This is a genomic window from Micromonospora sp. NPDC003944 (genome assembly GCF_053605225.1).
Window position 1 is genome coordinate 1 of sequence record NZ_JBSGIV010000003.1, and the last position, 13,475, is coordinate 13,475.

At 72.6% G+C, this 13,475-nt stretch carries 14 protein-coding genes; 7 read left to right on the forward strand and 7 right to left on the reverse strand.

Annotated elements, in window-relative coordinates; translation table 11 throughout:
• Positions 1-32: 32 nt before the first annotated feature.
• Entirely contained in the window at positions 33-404 is a 372-nt protein-coding gene (locus ACWER9_RS02095) for a DUF4267 domain-containing protein (protein WP_452300037.1), read from the reverse strand.
• An 88-nt stretch (positions 405-492) separates the two neighbouring features.
• Between ACWER9_RS02095 and ACWER9_RS02100 the strand changes: the two genes are divergently transcribed.
• On the forward strand, positions 493-1,065 hold the full coding sequence (locus tag ACWER9_RS02100; protein WP_452300038.1) for a TetR/AcrR family transcriptional regulator: 573 nt from the start codon (positions 493-495) through the stop codon (positions 1,063-1,065).
• 112 nt (positions 1,066-1,177) lie between these two features.
• Here the strand turns inward: ACWER9_RS02100 and ACWER9_RS02105 are convergent, their stop codons facing one another.
• Positions 1,178-2,857: a DNA repair helicase XPB gene (locus tag ACWER9_RS02105; RefSeq protein ID WP_452300039.1), complete on the reverse strand. Its 1,680-nt coding sequence runs from the start codon at positions 2,855-2,857 to the stop codon at positions 1,178-1,180.
• A gap of 172 nt (positions 2,858-3,029) precedes the next feature.
• Here ACWER9_RS02105 and ACWER9_RS02110 point away from each other — a divergent pair, with 172 nt between their 5' ends.
• Positions 3,030-3,911: a L,D-transpeptidase family protein gene (locus ACWER9_RS02110; protein WP_452300040.1), complete on the forward strand. Its 882-nt coding sequence runs from the start codon at positions 3,030-3,032 to the stop codon at positions 3,909-3,911.
• Positions 3,912-4,008: 97 nt separating this feature from the next.
• Entirely contained in the window at positions 4,009-4,245 is a 237-nt protein-coding gene (locus ACWER9_RS02115) for a hypothetical protein (protein WP_357709610.1), read from the forward strand.
• Positions 4,246-4,275: 30 nt separating this feature from the next.
• Here the strand turns inward: ACWER9_RS02115 and ACWER9_RS02120 are convergent, their stop codons facing one another.
• Complete coding sequence (locus tag ACWER9_RS02120) at positions 4,276-6,759, reverse strand: helicase-associated domain-containing protein (protein WP_452300041.1); 2,484 nt, start codon at positions 6,757-6,759, stop codon at positions 4,276-4,278.
• Between the two features lie 83 nt (positions 6,760-6,842).
• On the opposite strand from ACWER9_RS02120, the gene ACWER9_RS02125 reads away from it, so the two are divergent.
• Both ACWER9_RS02125 and ACWER9_RS02130 read left to right on the forward strand, forming a co-directional pair.
• Positions 6,843-7,466: an HAD family hydrolase gene (locus ACWER9_RS02125; RefSeq protein WP_452300042.1), complete on the forward strand. Its 624-nt coding sequence runs from the start codon at positions 6,843-6,845 to the stop codon at positions 7,464-7,466.
• Positions 7,467-7,493: 27 nt separating this feature from the next.
• The gene (locus tag ACWER9_RS02130) at positions 7,494-7,880 is read left to right on the forward strand and encodes a cold-shock protein (protein WP_088986676.1); all 387 of its coding nucleotides are present in this window, start codon (positions 7,494-7,496) and stop codon (positions 7,878-7,880) included.
• Here the strand turns inward: ACWER9_RS02130 and ACWER9_RS02135 are convergent.
• Entirely contained in the window at positions 7,841-8,689 is an 849-nt protein-coding gene (locus ACWER9_RS02135; protein ID WP_112677681.1) for a 1,4-dihydroxy-6-naphthoate synthase, read from the reverse strand. The two genes, ACWER9_RS02130 and ACWER9_RS02135, sit on opposite strands and share 40 nt — an antisense overlap.
• 356 nt (positions 8,690-9,045) lie before the next feature.
• Here ACWER9_RS02135 and ACWER9_RS02140 point away from each other — a divergent pair, with 356 nt between their 5' ends.
• A complete protein-coding gene (locus ACWER9_RS02140; RefSeq protein WP_452300043.1) occupies positions 9,046-9,915 on the forward strand; it encodes a GNAT family N-acetyltransferase in 870 nt (289 codons plus the stop codon).
• Positions 9,916-9,943: 28 nt separating this feature from the next.
• On the opposite strand, the gene ACWER9_RS02145 is transcribed toward ACWER9_RS02140, so the two are convergent.
• Together ACWER9_RS02145 and ACWER9_RS02150 are read right to left on the reverse strand one after the other, a co-directional pair.
• Positions 9,944-10,594, reverse strand: a complete 651-nt coding sequence (locus ACWER9_RS02145; RefSeq protein ID WP_452300044.1) for a futalosine hydrolase — start codon at positions 10,592-10,594, stop codon at positions 9,944-9,946.
• Complete coding sequence (locus ACWER9_RS02150; RefSeq protein WP_452300045.1) at positions 10,591-12,192, reverse strand: MFS transporter; 1,602 nt, start codon at positions 12,190-12,192, stop codon at positions 10,591-10,593. The genes ACWER9_RS02145 and ACWER9_RS02150 overlap by 4 nt, the downstream gene beginning before the upstream one ends.
• Between ACWER9_RS02150 and ACWER9_RS02155 the strand changes: the two genes are divergently transcribed.
• A complete protein-coding gene (locus ACWER9_RS02155; RefSeq protein ID WP_452300046.1) occupies positions 12,191-13,120 on the forward strand; it encodes a DUF3027 domain-containing protein in 930 nt (309 codons plus the stop codon). The two genes, ACWER9_RS02150 and ACWER9_RS02155, sit on opposite strands and share 2 nt — an antisense overlap.
• Positions 13,121-13,144: 24 nt before the next feature.
• On the opposite strand, the gene ACWER9_RS02160 is transcribed toward ACWER9_RS02155, so the two are convergent.
• Positions 13,145-13,390, reverse strand: coding sequence for a DUF2530 domain-containing protein (locus ACWER9_RS02160; RefSeq protein WP_452300047.1), 246 nt, complete (start codon positions 13,388-13,390; stop codon positions 13,145-13,147).
• Positions 13,391-13,475: the final 85 nt, after the last annotated feature.

Here is a 13,475-nt window from a genome sequence, read left to right on the forward strand (position 1 = left end):
GGTGGGGGTGGGGGTGGGGGTGGGGGTGGGGGTTAGAGGGTGAACAGGAGGGCTGCGTTGAGGAGGACTACTGCGGCGGTGGCGAAGTGGATGCCGAAGGCGACCGCTTTCGTTCCGCCGTTGCGCAGCACGATGACGGTGTCGCCCAGCGGGACGAGCGCGACGATCAGCATGAACCACGCGACCGCGTCGGCGGTCGTGAAGGCGATGAGGGCGAGGCCGAGCAGCCCGAAGGTGAGGTCTTTCAGGCCCTTGACCGTCAGGTAGGCGGGATCGCCGTCCGGCCGGGCCGGAACGCCGTAGCCGGCGGCCGCGGCTTGCGGCACCAGCAGGAACCGCGCACCGATGAAGACAACGAAGAGGCTGAGTACGACAGCGAGCCCGTAGGCGAGGGGTGCCAGCATGGTCTGCTCCATTTACTAGCGCTGCTAGATATGAGAGCGACGCTAGCAGAGCGTCGGCAGAACTTCTAGCAGTGCTAGGGTTGCTGTCATGTCGATGCAGGGACGCCGGGAACGGGAGCGGGCGGAACGGGAGCAGGCCATCATCACCGCGGCCCGCGACCTGGCCCTGGCGGAGGGCTGGGACGCGGTGACCACCCGCCGGCTCGCCGCCGAGATCGAGTACAGCCAGCCCGTCCTCTACAGCCACTTCAGAGGCAAGGACGCCATCATGGCGGCCGTCGCCGTCGAGGGCTTCGCCGAACTGGCAAACGCCCTGGCCACGGCCCGGGCCTCAGCCGCAAGCCCCCGGCAGGCGGTCGCCGACGTCGCGGCGGCATACGTCGCGTTCGCCGAGCAGCGGCCGGCGCTCTACGACGCGATGTTCACCCTCGCCGTGGACCTGCCGTTCGCCACCCAGGACGTCCCGACGGACCTGGCCCGAGGCTTCGCCGAACTGGCCGAGACGGTGCGCCCGGTCGTCGGCGACGACGACCTGGAGACGTTCACCGAGACGTTCTGGAGCGGCCTGCACGGGCTGGTCACGCTGATGCGCAGCGGCCGACTCCGCCGCCCCGGCCACGACCGCCGGCTGGCGGTGCTCGTGGACCGCTTCGCCCGGTGAGCGCTGTCGGTCAGGGCTGACTCGATCGACTTGGCTCCTAAGAAACCGGGGCATCACAGCGCGCTGGACACCGCGACTTCCTGAAGACCGAGTCGATCAAGGCCGCCGGGGGTCAGTCGACCGTCGGCAGCTTCGGGCCGAGGACGTCGTCGGCGTCGACGATCGTGTACGCGTAGCCCTGCTCGGCCAGGAAACGCTGCCGGTGGGCCGCGTACTCGGTGTCGATCGTGTCCCGGGAGACCACCGTGTAGAAGTGCGCCTGTCGCCCGTCGGCCTTCGGCCGCAACACCCGACCGAGCCGCTGCGCCTCCTCCTGGCGCGAGCCGAACGTGCCGGACACCTGGATCGCCACCGCCGCCTCGGGCAGGTCGATGGAGAAGTTGCCGACCTTCGAGATCACCAGCGTCCGCAGTTCACCCGTGCGGAACGCGTCGAAGAGCCGTTCCCGCTCCTTGTTCGTGGTCGAGCCCTGGATGATCGGCGCGTCCAGGTATTCGCCGAGCTGGTGCAGCTGATCGATGTACGCGCCGATCACCAGCACCTGGTCCTCGGGGTGCCGGTCGACGAGCGCCTTGACCACCGGCAGTTTCGTGCGGGCGGTCGCCGCCATCCGGTAACGCTCCTCGGCCTCCGCGGTCGCGTACGACATCCGCTCCGCGTCGGTCAGGGTCACCCGGACCTCGATGCACTCGGCCGGGGCGATCCAGCCCTGCGACTCGATGTCCTTCCAGGGCGCGTCGTACCGCTTCGGCCCGATCAGGCTGAACACGTCACCCTCGCGGCCGTCCTCGCGTACCAGAGTCGCGGTGAGGCCCAGCCGGCGGCGGGCCTGGAGGTCCGCGGTGAACCGGAAGATCGGCGCGGGCAGCAGATGCACCTCGTCGTAGACGACCAGGCCCCAGTCGCGGGCCCCGAACAGGTCCAGGTGGGTGAACGCGCCGCCGCGCCGCGAGGTGAGCACCTGGTACGTGGCGATGGTGACCGGCCGGATCTCCTTGCGCTCCCCGGAGTACTCGCCGATCTCCTCCTCGGTCAGCGAGGTGCGGGCGATCAGCTCCCGCTTCCACTGCCGACCGGCGACCGTGTTGGTGACCAGGATCAGGGTCGTCGCCTTCGCCTCGGCCATCGCCGCCGCGCCGACCAGGGTCTTGCCGGCGCCACAGGGCAGCACCACCACCCCCGACCCGCCGGCCCAGAACGCCTCGACTGCCTCCCGCTGGTACGACCGCAGCGTCCACGGCTTGCGCCCGTCCTTGCCGGCCTCGGCCAGCTCGATCGGGTGCGCCTCACCGTCGACGTAACCGGCCAGGTCCTCCGCCGGCCAGCCCAGCTTGAGCAGCGCCTGCTTGAGCCGGCCGCGCTCGGACGGGTGCACCCGGATGGTGTCGTCGTCGATCTTGTCGCCGAGCATCCCGGCGAGCTTCTTGCTCTTGGCCACCTCGATCAGCACCAGCCGGTCCAACGCTCGCAGCACCAGCCCGTGCGCCGGGTCGTTGGCGAGCTGGAGCCGGCCGTACCGGTCCATCGTCTCGGCCACGTCCACGAGCAGGGCGTGCGGCACCGGATAGCGCGAGTACTTGATCAGCGAGTCGACGACGCCCTCGGCGTCGTGCCCCGCCGCGCGGGCGTTCCACAGACCCAGCGGGGTGAGGCGGTAGGTGTGCACGTGCTCCGGCGAGCGCTCCAGCTCCGCGAACGGCGCGATCGCCATCCGGCAAGCCTGGGCGTCGGGGTGGTCGATCTCCAGCAGCAGGGTCTTGTCCGACTGCACGATCAGTGGTCCACCGCTCACGCCAGCGTCCTCTCCTCGGTTGGCCGACCGGCCGGGACGGGTCGCATACCCGCCGCTGGCCGACCATCAAGTGTTGCACGGTGCGGGACTGCCAAAGAAAGATGCGCACCCGGCGCAACCGTGACGGCACTCACGAACGTCTAAGAAGGGGACGATTCTCAGGGGAGGTTCCATGAAGCGTGTCCGGATCACCTCCCGGCTGGTCGCCCTCGTGGTGGTCGTGCTGGTCGGCGCGAGTGCGTGTGCGTTCGATCCGCAGTCCGGCGGGAGCGGTGGCGGGGGAGCCGCCCCAGCCGGTGCGGCGGAACAGGCAACGGGGGCGAGCGACACGCTCGGGCCCGACCAGCACGGCCGGTCCACACCGGCCGCGCCCACCCCGAAACCCTCCCGGAAACCCACGCCGAAGCCGACCCGCACGGCGGCACCCACCACGACCCCCAGATCCGGTGCGCCGACAGTCGCCGGCTGCCCCCAGGGCCAGCACCAGCGCGCGGTAGAGACGTACCTGGCCCGGTTGGGCGGGTTCGGGGCGGTGACCGTGGACGGGCGGCAGTCCGCCGCCGACTGCGCCGCGATCAAGAAGTTCCAGAAGAGGTACGGCATTCGCCCCGTCGAGGGTCGCGCCGGGCCCACCACCCTCGACGTGGCCCAGCGCCTCGCCACCACCGACACGGCCCGCTGCGAGGCCGGCACCGGCACCACGTTCTGCGTGGACCTGACCCGGCAGACCGTCTGGGCGCTCCGCGGCGGCAAGGTGATCATGGGGCCGACGGTGACCCGCACCGGCATGTCCGGCTACCGCACCCCGGCCGGCACGTACACCGTCAACTACCGCAACCCCAAGGAGTGGTCCGACCCGTACGAGGTGTGGCTGCCGTACTGGCAGCACTTCACCCAGGGGATGGGCTTCCACGAGACCACCACCTACCTGCACGACAAGTCGATCGGCTCGCACGGCTGCGTCAACCTCCTGCACGCCGATGCCGTCCGGATGTGGGAGCTGGGCAAGGTCGGCACCCGGGTGGTGCTGATCGGCCGGCGTCCTGGCACCTGAGCGACACGGAGCGAATCGCGGGGATAACCCCCTGTCCGACCGGAGCAACGAGTGTCACCCTGGGAGTCCAGGGCCGGACCGGGCGGGGAGGCTGGGTATGACGGTCGACCGTGACGTGATCGCGGAGCATGAGCAAGCACCACCCGACGAGGTGTCCCGAGCGACAGTCATCGCGTACGCCGTCGCGGCGACGCTCCTCCTCGGGTGGTTCCTCTTCGGTTGGCTGGTCCTCCAGCAGGGCTTCGTCGACTCGGTCGGGGAGTCCGCCGGGGCTGGCTTCGCGCTGCTACTGATCATCTCGGTGGTCGGCACCGTACGCCGCAGCCGCCGCTGACCGACAGCGCCCGCGCGGTGACGCCGCCGGTCAGTCCGCCACCACCGCCGCGGTGATCCGGTGCAGGGCGAACGTGTGCAGCATCTCGGTCCGTTCGTCCTCGGCTCGCAGATAGCCGGCACCGATCGAGACCGGTTTGAGCAGACGAGACGCGGTCGCCCCGTGCGCGTCGACGTAACCGACCCAGACCAGCGCCCTGTCCCGGACGGCCTGCTGGAGCACCGCCAGGGCCTCGCTGTGGGTGTGCGCGGGCACCGGGCCGCCGCCCAGCCCCGGCGCGCCGCCGCGCACCACCGCAGGTGCGCGCCGGGCGGCCCGCGCCGCCGCGTCACCGCGCCGGATGTGCTCCACCACGCCGAGCAGCCGGGGCATCGGCAGCTTCGGGGCGGCCAGCGGATCGATCGTCCGGGTGGTCACCGACACCCGGGCCGGGGCCCGACGGATTCGCGGCCGGGCCAGCACGGTGCTGCCGGTGCCGTCCTCCTGCACCGGCGCGTACCCCGCGTCGCGCAGCGCGCCCAGCAGCCGGCCCACCTGGTACTGGGTGCAGAGCACCGTCGGAGCGAGCCGCCGCAGTGCCAACGACTCCAACCGGCGGTCGGCCAGCACCTCGCTGACCAGGGTCTCGTCGTCACTGCGCAGGTACGCCCCGGCCAGGCCGACCCGCAGCCCGCCGTGCTTGCGGGCCACGTCGTCGATCAGGTACGTGAGCCCCTGCGGCACCGGCGTACGCGACCGTCGCCGGAACACGTCGTGCAGGTCGTCGGCCACGTAGCCGGAATCCAGAGCGCGCCGCACGCTCGCTGTGGTGACCCGGTGCACGCTGGCCCCACCGGCCGACTCGAGTTCGGTCATCGCCTCCAACTCGGCGGCGAGTGCCGGCTCGGGCGGGCCGGGCACCACAACTGTCAGGTCGGCCTGCACCAGGAAGTGGTCGACGGGTGCGGGCAGCAGGGCGTCCAGTGCCCGCGCGGCACCGGACGGGTCACCGCTCTCGACGTCCGCGTGCACCCCAAGCGGGTCGTCGCCCCGCTCGTCGCCCCCCGTCACGTCACCGAGCAGCAGCCGACCGTACGAGGTCAGCGCCCCCAGCCCCGTCACGCCCAGCTGAGCGGCCTCGGCCAACACCTCCCGGTGGGCGGCGTCCCGGCCCCGGCTGCGACGCGGGGCCCGCCAGTCGAGCAGGTCCTGCACCTCCTCCGGGGTGGGCGCGGTCGCCGGCTCCAGATCGGCGAGTACGCCGAGCACCGACCGCCGGGTTGCCGGCGCGCTGGCTCGCTCGGCCTCGGCGGAGAGCGCGGTGATCGGCCGGTCCCGGTCGTCACGGCGGCCGACCAGCCCCACCTGCCGGGTCATGCCCAGCCACGCGCGGGCGAGCTGCTCCCACCGTTGAGCCAGCGAGACGGCCCGCCACACCTCGTACCCGCCGGTCGGCAGCACCTGCTGATCCACCCCGTACCGGCCGGTGGCCGCACCGGGGATCTCCAGCTCGCCGAGCAGCCCGGCCGCGTACGCCACCTCCAGCAGCAGCGCGGTGGTCGGTTCGTCGAGCCCGGCGGTACGCGCCAACCGGCGCAGGTCCCGCACCCCGATGCCGCCCGACCGCAGCACCGGCGCGGGCTCGTCGGCGAGCTGTTCCAGCAGCCCCTCGGTGTTGCGGACCACCTCCATGGTCTGCCCGGCCCCGGCCGAGTCGACAGCCTTCGGCTCGCGCGGCGCGGCGGCCACCGGCGGTGGGCTGGTGCGCAGGGGCCCGAGCGGGCCGCTGTCGCGGCGCAGCAGCAGGCCGACCTCGCGCGGCAGCTCCACAGTTCCGCCTGCGGCGGCCGAGCCGGTCGTCACGGGCACCAGCAACCGGTTGTCGACGAGCCACCGCACCGGGGAGCCGGTCGGCGCGCCACCGTTCGTCGGGTCGGAGAGGACCGGGTCCGCCGCGCCGAGCGGCGGCGCCTGCAACGCCCCCGGGGGCACGCTGCCCACCGGCGGGCCGGCCGCCAGCCGGTCCAGGATCGCCCGAGCCGAGGGTGGGGCGGCGAGCACCGTCCGCCGGAGCTTCGCCGGGTCCGCGCAGAGCGCGGCCGTGCGCGGGTCCAGCTCCACGGCCGGCCGGCCGAGCCCAGCGGGGTACGGGGCCACCTCGTCGACGGCGGGCACCACCTGGAGCGCGTGCTCCGGGCCGTACAGCAGGAAGAGCGCACGGAGTCGGCCCACGGCGGCCCGGACGGCCGTCGGAGCCGGCGGTTGCGGCCCCGCGGTCGCCATCGCGAGCACGGTGTCGGTGGCAGTGGTGGCGTCGTCCGGGTTCCTGGTGAGGCGGGCGGCGTCGAGGATCTGGAGGGTGAACTGGTCCAGACCGTCCAGGGCGCGGGCCACGGACACCCGGGACTGGGCACGGATGGCCAGGGCGGAGACGTCGGCCGGCACGGGCACGACGAGGTCCGGCCGCAGCTGGAGGAGCGCGGCAAGCGACTCGTCGGGCAGCGACCGCAGGTGGTCGGCGAGTGAGGTGGTCATCGTCTTTCCACGCTAGCCCGGCACCGGGCTTCCGCGCCCCTCGGACGTCCGGCCGACTGGGCGTGGCCGGTACGTTTCTCGACATGCCCGCACTGACTGTCGGATTCGACCTCGACATGACCCTGGTGGACTCCCGCCCCGGCATCGCCGCGGCGTACCGCGCGCTGACCGCGAAGACCGGCGTGCCGGTCGACGCCGAGCTGGCGGTGTCCCGACTCGGGCCGCCGCTGCGCACCGAGATCGCGCACTGGTTCCCACCGGAGCAGGTCGAGTCGGCGGTGCTTGTGTACCGCGAGCTGTACCCGGCGTACGCGATCACCCCGACGCTCCTGCTGCCCGGCGCGCGGGAGTCCATCGACGCGATCCGTGCGCGGGGTGGGCGTGTGCTCGTCGTCACGTCCAAGATCGGCCGGCTGGCCCGGTTGCACCTGGACCACCTCGGTCTTGAGGTCGACGAGTTGGCCGGCGACCTGTTCGCCGAGCAGAAGGCGACAGCCCTGCGGGAGCACGGCGCGACCCACTACGTCGGTGACCATGTGGCGGACATGGTGGCGGCGGCAACGGCCGGGGTGCCCGGTATCGGTGTCGCGACCGGCCCGTGCTCCTCGGCTGAGCTGCGCGCCGCCGGGGCGGCAGTGGTGCTGGACGCGCTCACCGAATTCCCAGCGGCGCTCGACGGGATCATCCAGCTAGCCTTGAAGCAGTAGCGGCTCAAGTGAAGCAGGGGTTTTCAGGTGCCTACGGGTCGAGTGAAGTGGTACGACACGGCCAAGGGATACGGCTTCGTCACGAGTGACGAGGGCGGCGACGTGTTCCTGCCCAAGGGCGCGCTGCCGGCGGGCGTCACCGACCTCAAGGGTGGCCAGCGGGTCGACTTCAGCGTGGTGGACAGCCGCCGGGGTGCGCAGGCCATGGGAGTCAAGCTGCTGGACGCGCCGCCGTCGATGGCGGAGCTGCGCCGTCGGCCGGCCGAGGAGCTGCACGGCCTGGTCGAAGACATGATCAAGGTGCTGGAGGCGAAGGTCCAGCCGGACCTGCGCCGGGGCCGGTACCCGGACAAGAAGACCGCGCAGAAGATCGCTCAGCTGGTCCACGCGGTGGCACGCGAGCTGGAGGTCTGAGGCACGAGGCCAGCGGTGGCGGCCCGGTCGAGCAGTGCCGCCACCGCGGCGAAACCGGCCTCGCCCAGGTCAGCGGTGAACTCGTTGACGTAGAGACCGATGTGCCGGTCGACCACGTCGAGTTCCATCTCCTGGGCGTGCGCCAGCACGTACTCGCGGCTGGCCGCCGGGTCCGCCCACGCCTGCCGGACCGACTCGCGGACCCAGCCGGCTGCGGCCTCCGGGTCCACCGCTCCGCGTCGGGCCAGGATCGCGCCGAGGGGAATGGGCAGGCCGGTGTCGGCCTCCCACCATTCGCCGAGGTCGACAAGGGCACTCAGGCCGTGCCGGTGGTAGGTGAACCGGGCCTCGTGGATGACCAGCCCGGCGTCGTAGCGCCCCGCCGCCACGCCCGGCATGATCTCGTGGAACGGGACCACCTCGATCCGGGCCGGCGGTCGCCCGGCCGACCAGAGCCGGAACAGCAGGTACGCGGTGGTCCGGTCACCCGGCACCGCCACCGTGGCGCCGGTCAGATCGGTGCGGTCCGGGCCGCCGTCACGGTCGCCCCGGGTGAGCACCAGCGGGCCGCAACCGCGTCCGAGCGCGCCGCCGCAGGGCAACAGGTGGTAGTCGTCGAGCAGCCAGGGCAGCGCCGCAAAACTGACCTTCACCAGATCGAACGCGCCCCGCTCGGCCGCCGTGTTGGTGACGTCCACGTCGGCGTACGTCACCTCGACCGGCGGCGCGCCGGGGACCCGCCCGTGCACCAGCGCATGGAAGACGAACGTGTCGTTGGGGCAGGGCGAGATCGCCAGAGAGAGCGCCACACCCTCACGCTAGCCCCGCCCCCACCGCGCCGCCCGCGCCCACCCCGCCCAGTGTGATCCGCGCCGGAGATCCGCCACAGTTCGCTGCCTGCGGCGGACTGCAGCCGGCCTGCAGCGGCAGCGTGGATGCGACTCGCCTTGGGCGCGGGGGTCGGGCACCTATCTCAGGCTCCCTTTGGAGCTGATGTCGCAAACGAATCGCGCTGCGCGCGGGTCGTGGTGATGTCACAGACGATTCAGCTCCAAAGAGAGTTTGTGAAGTAGGTCGTCCACCGGCCCGGGAGGTTGTCCACAGCTTTATCCACAGCTTCGACGAGGGTGTTGATAGTGCGCTGACCAGCGGGGAGCATCGGGCTGTGACCGAGGCGAGTGACGACACCGACGAGTGCAGCGGAGTCGATCTCGGTCTGGCGCTCCGCGCTCTGCGTCGTCGGGCCGATCTGAGTCAGCGGCAGTTGGCCGAGAGATCCGGGGTGCCGCAGCCGACGCTGGCTCGAATCGAGTCGGGACGGGCGGTCGATCCTCGTCTCCGGACGGTGGAACGCCTCGTCCGGGCGGCGGGCGGGCAGTTGACCATCGGCATCCCGGCACCGACTTCCGGCACTGCCGATCTGACGCCGGTCCCGCACGACGACATGCGGGACCAGGGGGGACGTCGATACCCGGCGCACCTGGACGTGTGGCCGGTCCACGAGCCTCGGGACTGGCCCGGTGCCTGGTGGGCGGAGTGGTACCGGTTGCCGCCCGAGCGCTACCCACTTCCGCTGCCACCGGCCGCCTACGAGCTGAACCGGCGCTATCGCGACAACCGGCGGTGGGGTGCCGAGGTCCAGCGGACAGCGCAGGTGCGCCGGGTGATCGGCAGTGACCTGCCGGCCACCTCCTGGCGGTACGTCGCCGAGCTTCCCGAAGGGAAGCTCGTCGGTGAGCTGCGGGCCCACGAGCGCAGCCCGTTCCTGGAGTTCGGGGAGTGGCATCCGGGCCTGCCAGAGCGGGAGATGGTGCTCGACGGCGTGCTCGTCGATGCCCGCTATCGGCGGTTGGGGCTCGCACGTCGTCTGGTCACCGCACTGGTGACCGGCATGCGCGAGGCGGGCGTCGTCGACGCGGTCGCCGTCGCCGAGGGGTTCGGCATCGACCTGTTGCTGGCGTGCGGCTTCGAGGTCGAGGCACGCCGCCCTTTCGCGCTGCGTCTGGGCCATCCGGGCAAGCGCTGCTTCTCCTGAGCGAAGGCGGAGGCGGAGGTCGGGTCGGTCAGCGCAGTGCTGGGGCTGCTGCGGTCAGGGCGGCGAGGGCTTCGCGCAGTCGCCAGGCGTCCTGGTCGCGGGGGCCGATCGGGTTGGAGATGGTGCGCAGCTCGGCGAAGGGCACGCCGGCCTGGGCCGCGGCGACCGCCACGCCGTACCCCTCCATGGCCTCGGCGACCGCTTCCGGATGCCTCCGGCGCAGCTCGTCGGTGCTTACGGTGGTGCCGGTGACGGTGCTGACCGTGAGCACCGGGCCGGCCGTGGCCGTCGGGAGGGCGGCCCGCAGCGCCGCCAGCAGACCCGGGTCCGTCGGCACCCGACTGCCGGCACCGAGCAGCGCGGGCGGCATGCCCAACTCGTCGACAGGGATGAACCCGTCGGGCGACTCGGCACCCAGGTCGGCGGCGACACTGACGGTGCCGACCACCGTGTCGCCGACCTCGGCGCGCCCGGTGAAGCCGCCGGCCACGCCGGCGCAGACCACCGCACGGTACGGGCGACCGGCAGCCTCGGCCAGTGCCAGCAACCGGGCGGTGGCGGCACCGGCGACGGCGGGGCCCACGCCGACCGGCGTGACGGTCACCGTGGGGTCGGTCAGGCCGGCGCGGACCGCGTCCGCCTCGGCGGGGACCGCCGTCACCACCAGCAGACCGGTCACGAGAGCGAGCCGGGGGATTCGCGGCGGGTGTCGTCGTCAGCCCCGCTGCCCGGGCCACCGACAGCCGACGACGGGCGGTAGATGTGGTAGCCCGGCGGGGCGAGGCTCGGGTCGTCGTACTGCGGGGAGCTGGCCGGGGCCGGAGCCGGCGAGGTGGGCGCCACCTCCGCGGGTTCGTCGGCCGGTTCGTCGTCGGTCAGCTCGTCGTCGCCGAGCGGTCGGCCGGCCAGCTTCTCGCCGCGTAGCCGGGCGGCGACAAGCACACCCCGGGTCGCGGCCAGCACGCCGACCCCGGCGGCGACGGCGATGCCCATCCGACCGTCGAACGGCACCAGGCCGAGCCCGCCGCCGGCGACGAAGGCCAGCATCAGCACCGTCTCGGAGTGGGCGAAGGAGCTGGCCCGCAGCCGTTCCGGGATGCGTTCCTGGATCGAGGCGTCCACGGCCAGCTTCGCGATCCCGCTGACCATGGCGGCGACCAGGCACAGCAGGGCGACCATCGCCAGCGAGAACTGGATGACGGCGAGCACCGCCACCCCCGCCACGATGATCATGCTGCTGGACTGGATGGCGGTCGGCCGGTGGATGCGCAGTCGGGTGCCGATGGCGGTGGCCAGGAAGGTGCCGACCGCGAGCGCGCCGCCGACCAACCCCAACGCCCACTCGGCGCCCAGGTCCCGGCCGAACACCACCGTGGTCAGGTCGCCCTTCTTGATCGCGAAGGCGAGGAAGAGCAGCAGGAAGCCGTAGAGCGCACGGGACATGGCCGCGCTGATCAGGGCGGCGATCACCAGCCGGCCGGACGGTCGGCCCCGGCCCAGGGGTCGATCTCCCCGGCGGCGACCCAGCGCGCGCAGCGGCCGGGGGACCCGCTCCGGTGGTTCCGAGTCGGCCTTCGGTGGCAGCCGCAGGGAGATCACCATGCCGACCAGGAAGATCACCGACGCGACCCGGAGCGGCCACTGCGGCCCGAACCAGAACGCGGCCAACCCGATCGGCGCCACCAGCGCGCCCGCGACCGTGCCGTAGACGCTGGCCCGGGCACCCACCTGGGACAGGCCGAGGCCCTCCGGCAACAACCGGGGCACCGCCGCGGAGCGGGCCACGCCGTACGCCCGGGAGAGCGCGAGCACCCCGAACGCGGCCGGGTAGAGCCCGAAGCCGTGGATGTAGTCGGAGATCAACCAGGCCAGGAAGGCGCGACCGAGCATCGTCGCGGCCAGGGCGTAGCGCCGGCCGTGCCGGAAGTGGTCCAGCAGCGGGCCCACCACCGGGGCGAGCATCGCGAACGGCACCATGGTCACCAGCAGGTAGAGAGCGACCTTGCTGCGGGCCTCGCCGAGCGGCACGTTGAAGAAGATCGTGCCGGCCAGGCCGATGGCGATGAGCGTGTCACCGGCACAGGAGAGGGCGTGCAGGTCGAACAGGCGGACCATGCCGACCTCGCCGCCGGCGCCCCGGGCGCGTACCCGACCGGCCCGGCGGGTCACCCAGCGGCCACTGCCAAGCGAACCACGTAGCAGCAGACGGATGGCGCGAATGCCGGTGCCGACGGTCCGCCCGAGGACGGATCGCCCGGAGCGGGAGTACGACGGCATGTGCACCATCCTCGCCCATCTGGTCCGGGTGCGCCGCACCACCGCTGGGAAAGGTTCCCCGGGAGTCCCTGTCACCCCTGCGAGGCGCATGGGGAACAATGGTGAGGTGACCAGGCCCGCCTCCACCCGCGCCGCCCGTCTCGACCAGGTCTGCGCCGCCGCCGTCGAGGTGGCCCGCGCCGGCATCACCGAGGTGGGCGCCGACGATGTCGGGGACCACCTGCAGGTCGTGGCCGAGGGTGATCGGCTGGTCACCCACTACTTCGAATGTCGCCTCGCCGGCTACCGCGGCTGGCGCTGGGCGGTCACCGTCACCCGGGTGCCGCGCAGCAAGACGGTGACCATCTGCGAGACGGTGCTGCTGCCCGGGCCGGACGCGCTACTCGCGCCCGGTTGGCTGCCCTGGCAGGAGCGGCTCAAGCCGGGCGACCTGGGTCCGGGTGACCTGCTCCCGACCTCGCCCGACGACGATCGACTGGTCCCCGGTTACCTGCTGTCCGACGACCCGGCGGTCGAGGAGACGGCGTGGGAGCTGGGCCTGGGCCGCGCCCGCGTGCTGTCCCGCGAGGGCCGCATCGACACCGCGCAGCGCTGGTATGACGGTGACCACGGCCCCGCCGCGGCCATCTCGACCGCCGCACCGTCCGCCGCCCGCTGCGGCACCTGCGGCTTCTACCTGCCGCTGGCCGGTGCGATGCGGCAGGCCTTCGGGGCGTGCGGCAACTTCTACGCCCCGGACGACGGCCGGGTGGTGAGCGCCGACCACGGTTGCGGCGCCCACTCCGAGACGTTGATCGAGGCGGCCGAGACCGCTGTCGACGAGCTGCCCACGGTGTACGACGACAGCGCGGTGGAGGCCATGTCGGTCAGCCGGGCCCCGGGCTCGGTGGAGTCCACCGAGCCGGCGGAGCCGTACGGGCACCCCTGAGCGTTCGCCCCGACCCCGTCGGGATCAGCTCGCGCGGCGGCGGCGTCGGTGGGCGTCGTGCCGCATCATCACCGCGAGGCCCGGGAAACCCCAGAGGAAACCGGCGAGGCAGGTCCAGAGCCAGTTCTGGTGACCGTGGTCGGTCAACCAACCCCGGAAGAAGATCAGCAGGACCAGCCCGGCGACCGCCCAGGCGACCAGCCCGGCGAGGGCGAACGGCACCATCGGCGGATCCAGTGGTGCGGGCCGCGGTGGCTGCTCGTTCGGCATTCGGCAAGCGTACGGGATCACCTTCCCCTGCCCACCGACGATCTGGGACGATGCGCGCGACAACCGGAAGATCACCTGCGAGGAC

Coding starts and splice junctions, on each gene's coding strand:
- ACWER9_RS02160 (WP_452300047.1), bottom strand. CDS start 13,390: ATGCCGAACGAGCAGCCACCGCGGCCCGCACCACTGGATCCGCCGATG.
- ACWER9_RS02120 (WP_452300041.1), bottom strand. CDS start 6,759: ATGACCACCTCACTCGCCGACCACCTGCGGTCGCTGCCCGACGAGTCG.
- ACWER9_RS02100 (WP_452300038.1), top strand. CDS start 493: ATGTCGATGCAGGGACGCCGGGAACGGGAGCGGGCGGAACGGGAGCAG.
- ACWER9_RS02095 (WP_452300037.1), bottom strand. CDS start 404: ATGCTGGCACCCCTCGCCTACGGGCTCGCTGTCGTACTCAGCCTCTTC.
- ACWER9_RS02150 (WP_452300045.1), bottom strand. CDS start 12,192: ATGCCGTCGTACTCCCGCTCCGGGCGATCCGTCCTCGGGCGGACCGTC.
- ACWER9_RS02155 (WP_452300046.1), top strand. CDS start 12,191: ATGTGCACCATCCTCGCCCATCTGGTCCGGGTGCGCCGCACCACCGCT.
- ACWER9_RS02110 (WP_452300040.1), top strand. CDS start 3,030: ATGAAGCGTGTCCGGATCACCTCCCGGCTGGTCGCCCTCGTGGTGGTC.
- ACWER9_RS02125 (WP_452300042.1), top strand. CDS start 6,843: ATGCCCGCACTGACTGTCGGATTCGACCTCGACATGACCCTGGTGGAC.
- ACWER9_RS02115 (WP_357709610.1), top strand. CDS start 4,009: ATGACGGTCGACCGTGACGTGATCGCGGAGCATGAGCAAGCACCACCC.